This is a genomic window from Streptomyces spiralis (genome assembly GCF_014654675.1).
In the GTDB taxonomy this organism is placed as follows: domain Bacteria; phylum Actinomycetota; class Actinomycetes; order Streptomycetales; family Streptomycetaceae; genus Streptomyces; species Streptomyces spiralis.
This window is the reverse complement of record NZ_BNBC01000078.1, coordinates 20,558-27,178: the sequence shown is the minus strand read 5'-3', so window position 1 is coordinate 27,178 and position 6,621 is coordinate 20,558. Positions and strand designations below refer to the sequence as shown.

Sequence of the window (6,621 nt, the reverse complement as noted above, 5' to 3'; positions counted from 1 at the left end):
CACCGAACCCAGAAGGCCCTCACCTGTTCAAGCACCCAGCACGCGTGTCACCAACGTCCCGGGACAACACACCTAGGCGTCTTGTCGTGCGGATGCGGGCATGGGTGCGGCAGCTTGGGGCTTGGGGGTGGTGGGTTCGGGCAGGACGCGGAAGAGGAGCCAGCTCAGGGCGGGCATGGCGATCAGGGGGGTGAGGGCGGTCTGGAGGGTGGTGGTGTCGGCGAGGTGTCCCAGCAGGGGGCTGATGAGGCCGCCGATGCTGACGGTGAGGCCGAGGGTGATGCCGCTGGCGGTGCCGATGCGGGAGGGTAGGTAGTCCTGGCCGAGGGTGACCTGGAGGGAGAAGGGGACGTACAGGCCGGCGGAAGTGAGGGCCACGAAGAGGAACATGGCGGGGCCGGGCGTGTAGATCACGCCGGTGACGGCGGCGATGGAGAGCAGGTAGGACCAGCGTGAGACGCGGACGCGGTCGTAGCGGTTGGCCAGGGAGCCGCCCAGGACCGAGCCGACGGCGCCGCCCAGGAACAGCAGGAACAGGGCGACGGTCCCCGCGGTGGAGCTGCCCTGCATGCGCTGCTGGGCGTAGAGGGAGATGAAGGTACTCAGGCCGGTGAAGACGACGGAGCGGAAGACGACCGCGCAGGACAGCTTCACGAACGAGGCCACGTCGTCCGCGCTGCGGGGCACCCGGGTCTTGGCCGTTCCCGTCTGGGGCCGGGCAAGCATCCGCAGGACGGGCACGCACAGGGCGGCACCGGCGAGCGCGGGCAGGACGAGCACGGGTGTCCAGTGCAGGGAGCCGTGGTGACTGCCCTGGCTGGCCTGCCGGGCCACGCGGGCGGATTCCGGGTGGTAGGCGGCCACGCCGATACCGGAGACGGCGACGAAGAACAGGGTGAGCCCGTAGGAGCCGCTCAGACCGCTCAGCGCGATGCCCACCCCGCCCAGCAGGGTGCTGACCGGCAGCAGCCACGGCATCGCCCACCGGTCGGTGAGCAGCCCGAACACCGGCTGGGCCACCGACGACAGCAGCGACGCGGCCAGCACGATGCCGGAAGCAACCGCGTAGGTGTAGTCCCGTTCGGCTACGAAGAACGGGATCAGCGCCGCGACGGCGCCCTGGTAGATGTCGACGCAGGCATGCCCCACGGCCAGCAGCACAATCGATGTATTCCTTCGCACCCCACCCATGCTGGAAGGACCACCCTGTGTCGCGCTTTCGATAGATTGACAAACGATGCAGAAAATCCGCCACACCCCTGTCGCGCCGACCCGGACCCAACGCCTGGCTCCCGGCGGCGAGATCGACGCGCACCGCCACGACGACCACCAGATCGCCTACGCCAGCCGCGGCACCATCGCGGTGACCACCGACGCCGGTTCCTGGATCGCCCCCGCCACCCGCGCGCTCTGGATCCCCGCCGGCACCGTCCACCAGCACCAGGCCCACGGCGAACTCGACCTCCACCTCGTCGGCCTGCCCACCACCGACAACCCTCTCGGCCTGGACAAACCCGCCGTCCTCGCCGTCAGTCCCCTCCTGCGCGAACTCATCGTCGCCTACACCCGCGACCCCGACGACGACACCCCGCCCCACCGCCGCCTGCGCGCCGTCATGCTCGACCAGCTCGCCCTCTCCCCCGAACGCCCCCTGCACCTGCCGGCCCCCACCGACCCCTTGCTCCGCGAACTGCACGACATCCTGCGTGCCGACCCGGCCGACAACCGCTCCCTCGACGACCTCGGACGTCAGATCGGCGCCAGCGCCCGTACCCTCTCCCGTCGCCTCCGTGATGACCTCGGCCTCACCTACCCCCAGTGGCGCACCCAGATCAGACTCCACCACGCGCTGATCCTCCTGGCCGACGACACCCCCGTCACCGCCGTCGCCCACCACTGCGGCTGGTCATCCGCCAGCACCTTCATCAACGTTTTCCGCCGTACCTTCGGCCACACCCCCGGCACCCGCCCCACCACCTGACCCGGTCGGCAGACAAGTCCTACCCCTGTCCGCCTCCGTCGTCGTCCTCGTCCAGCTCCGACGTGTCCGGGTCGCGCAGCGGACGCAGGGCACCGGCGGCCGGGACGCCGGCGGTGAAGCTGTAGCGGCCGAGCAGGTTCAGGTTGCGGTGCTTGAGCGGAGACAGGCGGGCGATGTCCTCGTCGCGGATCTCGTGGCCCTCTGCGCGGAGCTGGGCGACGGCGGCGTCGATGTACTTCGTGTTCCTCGCCTGGCTCGCCGACCGAGGCCGCACCATCGAACACTGTCGGCAGGCCGACCTCGACGCCTGGCACACCGAGAAGCTGGCCACCCGACGCCCTGCCCAGACGTTCCTGCGCTGGTGCATGAAGACGAGCCGGATGCCCCGCCTCACCCTGCCACCCCAGGTCATCAACCAGGACCAAGCGCCACTGCACCAGCACCGCCGACTCGCCATTCTCCGGCGGACCCTCAACGATGACTCCCTGCCCCTGCGGGCCCGGGTCGCCGCCGCGCTCGTCCTCCTCTACGCGCAACCCGTCACCCGCATCGTCCGCCTCACTGTCGACGACGTCCTCGACGACGGGGCCGCCGTCACCGTCCGGCTGGGAGACCCGCCTTCCCCGCTTCCGGAGCCCGTCGCCAGCCTCATGCGGGCATACGTCCAGTCCCGCCGACACCTGCCCTACGCCAGCAGCAGAAGCTCACAGTGGCTCTTCCCCGGCCGCCAGCCCGGACAGCCGATGAACCCGGTCAGCCTCCAAGTCCACCTGCGGAAGATCGGGGTCCGTCACGCCCTCAGGCCGTGAACACATTTCCGCTGACGAATACGCGACACCGCAACATGCGAGCCCACCAGTCCCGAGGCCGGTGACGGCTCGGTGCCGAGAGGGTGGGCCTCGGCGGGTGGCGCTGGGCTGTCCTGGTCACGCGCCGGCGCCGCCGTCGACCGGCAGGATCGCGCCGGTCACGTACGAGGCGCGGTCGCTGAGCAGCCAGGCGGCCGCCTCGGCGATCTGCCGGGGCTCGCCCATCTGACCGAGCGGGATCGACTTGGTCATCTGCTCGACGATGCCGGGGGTCGCCGCCTCCCAGGTGGCGATCATCTCGGTGGAGGTGCCGCCGGGGGTGATGCCGTTGACCCGGATACGGTCACCGGCCCAGTTCACCGCGGCGGTCTCGGTGAGGCTGTTGAGCGCGCGCTTCATGGCGCCGTAGGCGGGCAGGGCCGGGTTCGCGCGGCGGCTGCCGATGCTGGAGGTGTTGACGATCGCCCCGCCGCCGTTCTTGCGCATGAGAGCTGCCTGGGCGTTCATGGCGGTCCAGTGCGCGCGGAAGTTCACGGCGAACTGCTCATCGATGTCCTCGTCGCTGGTGGTGTGGACCGGGCCGAACTGCTGCTGGGGGACCGCGCCGTTGTTGAAGGCGCCATCCAGCCGTCCGTGCAGCTTTTCGACCTGGTCCACGGCGGCGCGGATGCTCGCGCTGTCGGCGAGGTCCAGGGTGACGGCGTCGGCGGTACCGCCGTCGGCGCGGATCTCCTTCACGATGGTCTCCAGGGCGTCGGTGCTGCGGGCGGCGAGCACGACGGCGGCGCCCTCGGAGGCGAAGAGCCGGGCCGCGGCCGCCCCGACGCCGCGGCTGGCGCCGGTGATGAAGATGATCTTGCCGGTGAGCAGGCCGACGGGTGCGATCTCAGTGGTGTTCGTGTTGTTCGTCATGGCAACAGCGTCCGGCCGGCCGCCGGCCGGATACAGGCACAACCAGTACTACGATCCGCCGCCGGGCGGCGCGCACACTGGCCGTATGGACAAACAGGAGCTCGGGGCATTCCTCCGCAGCCGCCGCGAGCGGCTCCGCCCCCAGGACGCGGGCCTCCCCTCCGGCCCGCGACGCCGCACACCAGGTCTGCGCCGCGAGGAAGTGTCCGTCCTCGCGCACATCTCCACCGAGTACTACATCCGCCTCGAACAGGGCAGGGCGCCACGCCCCTCAGGCGACGTCCTGGCCGCGATCGCCGGCGCCCTGCGGCTCACCGACGCCGAGTCCGACCACCTCCACGTCCTCGCCGGCACCGCACCCAACCGCACCGGACTGCACCGGCGCGACGTCCGCCCCAGCATCCTCGCGCTCCTCGAACGAATGCCCCAGACAGCCGGCTTCGTGATGTCCGCCGCGTGCGAGGTCCTCGCCTGGAACAACCTCGCGGCCGCCCTCACGGAGGACTTCGCCCCGCTCACCCCCCATGAGCGCAACCTCGCCCGCCGAGCCTTCCCCGGACCTCAGTACGCCGATGAGACGCTCTACGGAATCTCCGACGCCGCCGACTTCCGGCTGGGCATCGTGATGCAGCTCCACACCACCCTCGCCCGCTACCCCACCGATCCCGCGGTGACCGGCCTCGTCGGCGAACTCCGCGAGACCAGCCCCGACTTCGCCCGGCTCTGGGAACGCCACGACGTACAGCCCGCACCGACGCTCACCAAGACCTTCCGCCACCCGACCGTCGGCGAGGTCACCGTCGACTGCGACACCCTCACCCTCACCGACCGCGACCAGCACCTCGTGCTCTACAGCGCACCGCCGGGATCCCCCGGCGCCGAGACGCTGGCTCTTCTGAACGTCCTCGGCGCCCAGGCGAGCGACTATCTGCACTAGCGCCGCAGTCGGCCCCGGCGGACACCTCCGCCGACAGGGTGACGTACTGATTTTCTCGGCCGTGGTCTTTTCGGCCGGCACCGCCACCGACGGTTCCGCCTCGATCGCGGCCGACGTCTTCCGGGGGCGGGCATGGCGGAGTCCATCGGCATCAGGCGGCTCGTCCGAGGCCGGCGAGGGTCAGGTCCTGCTCACGCGTCGCGGTGAAGTCAACATCGAGCTTGGGGTCGTACGCCTGGGGCTCGATTCCGAGGTCGTGCGTGCTGTACTCGCCGAACCGCTTGATGTGCTCGGTCAGGTACGGCGAGATGTGGGCCAGATCCTCGGGGGTCGATCTCCCATCCCTACCTCCAGCAGCTGGCGGACGATCTCGGCGATGTCCAGGGCGTTGTGGAAGATCACCGCGTTCGTGAGCAGCGCGTTGAACTTCATCGCCTTCTCCTGCTCGACGGGGTCGTTGTCGGCGATGACGCCGCGGTTGCCGAAGCCGACCCACTGGGAGAACCGGTTGAACGACTCGACCTTGTTCGTCGCCGCAGTCACCCGCCGGCCGCGGTGATCGGCTCCGACGCCGACAGCACGCGCGCATGAGGACTGCCCTCAGCTGTCTTGCCGCAGTTGGAGCCCAGGGCGGAGAACAGCGCCACGGGGACTCGTCATCATCCGCCGACGACAGACAGGCGGTGCCACCAGTGACCGCATCCGCCGGAGCAGAAGCGTTCGCGGCGCCGTTCGTCCGCGACCGCGAGTACCGCGACCAGCAGCCGGAACGCCTTGCGACGTTCATCGACAGGGGTGAGGCCCGCGATCTTCCCAAGTTGCTGGTCGATCGGGCCGCGCGTGATCAGAACAGCAGGCGTGTGCGTCGGGCGCAGCCCGGCACGCCGGATGCTCTCTGGTCCGTCTTCGGTGACGGCGCCGGCCTGCACGCAGTGATGGCGCAAGAACAGGAGTACCTCGGCCTGCTCCTCCGGGCCGTGGGTGTCGAACCACTCGATGCCCTGTGACATCGGGCGCAGGCCTTGGGCGAGTTCGTTGAGGATGATGTCTCGCTCGGTCATGATCAGGTCCCGCAGTCCAGCGAGGCGAAGGCCTCAGCAGACTCGTCGACGAAAGCACAGAGTTGCTGCACGGCCTGTCGGCAGTTTTGCGGGTCGAGGGCCGCCACGACCCGGGCTTCGAGCCACCGGTCCCAGGGGCCGCCTGGGGCCATAAACCGCGATGCGGACTCGGCGCCAAGCACCCCATCAAGGTGCAGGAGCGTCCCGAGGACAATTGGCTGGTCGTAGTCGAGGTCGGGACGCGACAAGTAGTGATCAAGGTATGCGCTGAGTAGTTCGGCATCCGCTGCAGTACCGAACTTCGCGAGGGCGACGCAGTATGCCGCACCCGCATACGGCCCCCCGCTAGCCAGCAACAGCCGACCGATGAGGTCGCGGAACTCGGTCTTGTGGGCCACAGCAACCAGCCAGGCGGCAGTCTTGCGCTCGCGCCAGCCCCCCTCGAAGAGGATGCCGAGCTCCGAGGGAGTGATCTCGTAGGCAGCCTGAGCCAGATTCCGCAAAAACGTGGAGCGCTCGACCGCGCTCAGCCGGTGCAGACTCCCGCCCAACCGAAGGTATCGCCGATCAGGCCTGACGAACCGGCGAACCAGCTCCTGCAACTCGGGATCGCTCTGGACATCACGCATAACCGCATCCTGGCCCGGGACGGTACGCATGCGCCACAGGTTTGCCGACTGCCTCGACTGAACGTAGTCACTGGTTCAGAGAAGTGACGAGCCCGAACTGGATCATCCCGGACCACATGGCCTTCATACATCCAGAGTGGTTCGGCAGCAGATCATACGCATCCCCGATCGCGGGCCGCTCCTGCAGCAAGGGGGCCCTCAGCTCACTGGTCATGGAATGCGGGGCGAGCTGCCGCTGCGTATGGCCGACTGTCGCGGAGCGTCACATGCCGGGATGCCGCCACCGCCCCTG

General features: G+C 69.4%; 8 protein-coding genes and 1 pseudogene. 3 read left to right on the top strand and 6 right to left on the bottom strand.

Annotated features, from left to right (window positions below; genetic code table 11):
- Positions 1-72: 72 nt before the first annotated feature.
- A complete protein-coding gene (locus tag IE318_RS42105; RefSeq protein WP_189908139.1) occupies positions 73-1,182 on the bottom strand; it encodes an MFS transporter in 1,110 nt (369 codons plus the stop codon).
- Between the two features lie 55 nt (positions 1,183-1,237).
- Here IE318_RS42105 and IE318_RS42100 point away from each other — a divergent pair, with 55 nt between their 5' ends.
- Positions 1,238-1,981, top strand: coding sequence for an AraC family transcriptional regulator (locus IE318_RS42100; RefSeq protein ID WP_189908138.1), 744 nt, complete (start codon positions 1,238-1,240; stop codon positions 1,979-1,981).
- Between the two features lie 19 nt (positions 1,982-2,000).
- Here the strand turns inward: IE318_RS42100 and IE318_RS42095 are convergent.
- Positions 2,001-2,222 (bottom strand): annotated as a pseudogene (locus tag IE318_RS42095) (Tn3 family transposase); the annotation flags it as partial.
- Here IE318_RS42095 and IE318_RS42090 point away from each other — a divergent pair.
- Positions 2,221-2,790 (top strand): site-specific integrase, encoded by a 570-nt coding sequence (locus IE318_RS42090; RefSeq protein ID WP_229904138.1) that lies wholly within the window; start codon positions 2,221-2,223, stop codon positions 2,788-2,790. The pseudogene IE318_RS42095 and the gene IE318_RS42090 sit on opposite strands and share 2 nt — an antisense overlap.
- 117 nt (positions 2,791-2,907) lie before the next feature.
- Here the strand turns inward: IE318_RS42090 and IE318_RS42085 are convergent, their stop codons facing one another.
- The gene (locus IE318_RS42085; protein WP_189908136.1) at positions 2,908-3,702 is read right to left on the bottom strand and encodes an SDR family NAD(P)-dependent oxidoreductase; all 795 of its coding nucleotides are present in this window, start codon (positions 3,700-3,702) and stop codon (positions 2,908-2,910) included.
- Between the two features lie 85 nt (positions 3,703-3,787).
- Between IE318_RS42085 and IE318_RS42080 the strand changes: the two genes are divergently transcribed.
- Positions 3,788-4,639 (top strand): helix-turn-helix transcriptional regulator, encoded by an 852-nt coding sequence (locus IE318_RS42080; protein ID WP_189908135.1) that lies wholly within the window; start codon positions 3,788-3,790, stop codon positions 4,637-4,639.
- Positions 4,640-4,933: 294 nt separating this feature from the next.
- Here IE318_RS42080 and IE318_RS42075 read toward each other — a convergent pair whose 3' ends face one another.
- The 3 genes from IE318_RS42075 to IE318_RS42065 all read right to left on the bottom strand — a co-directional run bounded on the left by IE318_RS42075 (position 4,934) and on the right by IE318_RS42065 (position 6,359).
- On the bottom strand, positions 4,934-5,182 hold the full coding sequence (locus IE318_RS42075; protein ID WP_189908134.1) for a Tn3 family transposase: 249 nt from the start codon (positions 5,180-5,182) through the stop codon (positions 4,934-4,936).
- Positions 5,183-5,298: 116 nt separating this feature from the next.
- Positions 5,299-5,700: a DUF5958 family protein gene (locus tag IE318_RS42070; RefSeq protein ID WP_189908133.1), complete on the bottom strand. Its 402-nt coding sequence runs from the start codon at positions 5,698-5,700 to the stop codon at positions 5,299-5,301.
- Between the two features lie 2 nt (positions 5,701-5,702).
- Positions 5,703-6,359 carry a DUF6000 family protein gene (locus tag IE318_RS42065; RefSeq protein WP_229904137.1) on the bottom strand — a complete coding sequence of 219 codons (657 nt, stop codon included), beginning with the start codon at positions 6,357-6,359 and terminating at the stop codon, positions 5,703-5,705.
- Positions 6,360-6,621 lie beyond the last annotated feature (262 nt).